Source organism: Streptomyces sp. NK08204, assembly GCF_020400585.1.
Taxonomy (GTDB): domain Bacteria; phylum Actinomycetota; class Actinomycetes; order Streptomycetales; family Streptomycetaceae; genus Streptomyces.
On the sequence record NZ_JAINVF010000060.1, the window covers coordinates 1 to 2,451 of the forward strand.

At 59.5% G+C, this 2,451-nt stretch carries 4 protein-coding genes; all 4 read left to right on the plus strand.

Annotation, left to right across the window (positions count from 1 at the left end):
• Positions 1 to 426: RHS repeat-associated core domain-containing protein (locus tag K7G59_RS34260; protein ID WP_225840619.1), on the plus strand; the 426-nt coding region annotated here is incomplete at its 5' end.
• Positions 427 to 439: 13 nt separating this feature from the next.
• Complete coding sequence (locus tag K7G59_RS34265; RefSeq protein ID WP_225840621.1) at positions 440 to 868, plus strand: Hint domain-containing protein; 429 nt, start codon at positions 440 to 442, stop codon at positions 866 to 868.
• The gene (locus K7G59_RS34270) at positions 868 to 1,437 is read left to right on the plus strand and encodes a polymorphic toxin-type HINT domain-containing protein (protein WP_308295130.1); all 570 of its coding nucleotides are present in this window, start codon (positions 868 to 870) and stop codon (positions 1,435 to 1,437) included. The genes K7G59_RS34265 and K7G59_RS34270 overlap by 1 nt, the downstream gene beginning before the upstream one ends.
• An 8-nt stretch (positions 1,438 to 1,445) precedes the next feature.
• A complete protein-coding gene (locus K7G59_RS34275; RefSeq protein WP_225840623.1) occupies positions 1,446 to 1,991 on the plus strand; it encodes a hypothetical protein in 546 nt (181 codons plus the stop codon).
• Positions 1,992 to 2,451: the final 460 nt, after the last annotated feature.

Genomic DNA, 2,451 nt, shown 5'->3' on the forward strand with positions numbered 1-2,451 from the left:
ACCAAGCCGACTTCGTGGCCCAACAAGCGCACGTACCTCGGCGTGGGCATTGATGACACGGCCTCCGGCCTGACTCACATAGGCGCCCGCGAATACGACCAGGACTCGGGGCGTTTCCTGTCGGCGGACCCGCTGATCGACATCACCGACCCGCTGCAGATGAACGGGTACGCGTACTCCCGCAACAGCCCCATCTCCCAGAGTGATCCCACTGGCCTCAAGCCGATGTTCGACAGCAGCGGCGGCAACTCCGGGACCACGAGCGAGTCCGTCATCGAGCTGGACACTCGTGTCGCCTACGATACGACGGTCATCCTGTACACCAGTGGGAAAAAGCCGGTACGGAACTCCAGTAATACCTCGGAAGCTGAGTACAACAAGGCGGCTCATCTTTATGACAAGCCGAGCGGAGACCTTCAGGTATGAAGCAGCGTTCCAGATGTGGTTCTACGGTGCATCACATGCTGAGATCTCGTACTTCCTGAAGAATTATTGTAAGTTCCTTCACTGCAACAGCCCGGTCGAAGGCCTGCTCACCGGCCACCTGGTGGAATCACCATTCCACTCGTACGCGCTGCAGGATACGATCACCAATTCCCTGCTTGCTGGCGAGGCCTATCGAGGAAAACCCGGCAGAACCGGATCCGTTGGATGCAATCACAGTTTTGTGGACGGGACGCAAGTCCTCCTGGCGGATGGCAGGCTGAAGCGCATTGAGGACGTGAAGATCGGGGACAAGGTAGTCACCACCGATCCGAAGAACGGGAAGACGACCGCTTACAAGGTCGTCGCCACCATCCTCACAAAGGACGACAAGAATTTCGTCGCCCTCACCGTCAAGGGGGGCAAAATTCCAGTGCACCGCTGATCGCCACCACCACGCACCCGTTCTGGTCCCCTTCGGAGGGGGGCTGGGTGGACGCTGGCGACCTGCGCCCGGGCATGACCCTGCGCACCAACGACGGTCGCCAGGTCAAGGTCGCTGCTGTCCGCCACTTCACCAAACAGCAGATCACGCATGACCTGACCGTCAGCGATGTCCACACGTACTATGTACTCGCCGGGACCGTGCCGATCTTGGTGCATAACTCCAATTGCACCATCACCGATGAGACCCGTACGCACATGGATCGGAATCATACGGAGGGTGGTGATCTCCGTGACGCGACCAAGACCGTTTGGGGGGGGTCGGGAGCGGAGAGGGATAGGGCGATTCGCCTCGCCCTAGAGGACGACCCGCACGGCAGCCCAAATACAAATGGCCGAACCGGAACAATCCATCGCGGCGTTATGCCGGCCGATATCGGGGACGGTGGATATATCGGGCGTGCTGCTGATCAGGACGGAGGGTATCCTTTGGACGAAGTGGAGGTAATTCTGAATCCAGACGGGTCCGTCCGGAATGCCTATCCGTGGGCTCCTGGAAGTGGGGAGTAGTGGTTTCTATGTCCGGACTCGCAGATTTGTCCTACGCAAAGAATTGGGAGTTCGATCCTGAAGTCTCCGGTCAAGGAGATGTGGATCGCTCCAGGATCGCCGCAGCTGAGGAGTGGGTGGTCCGGGAGCGCTGGTTCATCGGCTCGCTCTCCTTTCGAGTGGGTGAGGCCATTTACGAGTACGGCAGGACGCCGTTGCTGGACTTCTCCATGTCTCTCAGGTATGCGCTTAATTTGCTGGCCGCCGATGGCGATTCGACGCTTGTTGCCGAGGGAGGTTCAGAAATTCATCTTTCATTGGATGGCAGGCATGTTGAATCCAGAAGGAGGGGCTCCGATGTCGTAGGGGTTGCCGAGTTTGTTGATCTAGCCAAGGTCTCGGCTAAATTTATGAGGGAATTCATCGACGACTGTACTCGGCTCGTCCCGGATTTGCTCCTGAATGACTCAATTGAAAGAATTTATCGCGAATCCGGCGCCCGGGAATTGGGGCGGGATAGGTTCCTGCGTCATTCCCGGGCAGTGAGTATCCGCAATAGCATGGGGCTGTCATGAATGGACGGCCTTGCCAGATGTGGCTTCGGCGAGGTCTCTGCGGCAGCTGACGGCAACGGTTGACGGCAACGTCAGCGGACACGTGCTGCATAAACCGGCGGATCATCGCCGTTGTCGGGCTCGGCGGTGGCGTCTGCCGGGTGGCGAAGTACGTTGCTGAGAGCGTCGATGGCCTGGCGCTGACAGCGACGCCGGTACCATCGTGAGTCATCGTGGCCAGTGAAGTGAGCGCCCGATAGCTCAGCCTGGCCTCGTCAGCAAGCGGGGCTGCCGTCTCGGGATGGTAGGGAGCAAGCCTCTCGGCCATCGGCTGTGCCGCAGTCCAGCACGGACACAGCCAGTCTGATGAACAGCGGTGGCGGGCCAGCCGGTTCAGCAGTTCAACAGGACACGACCCGGGTGGTGGTGTCGGATCCCAGCTGATGCTTGACGCTCCGGGCCCAGGTGATGATTGACGGTG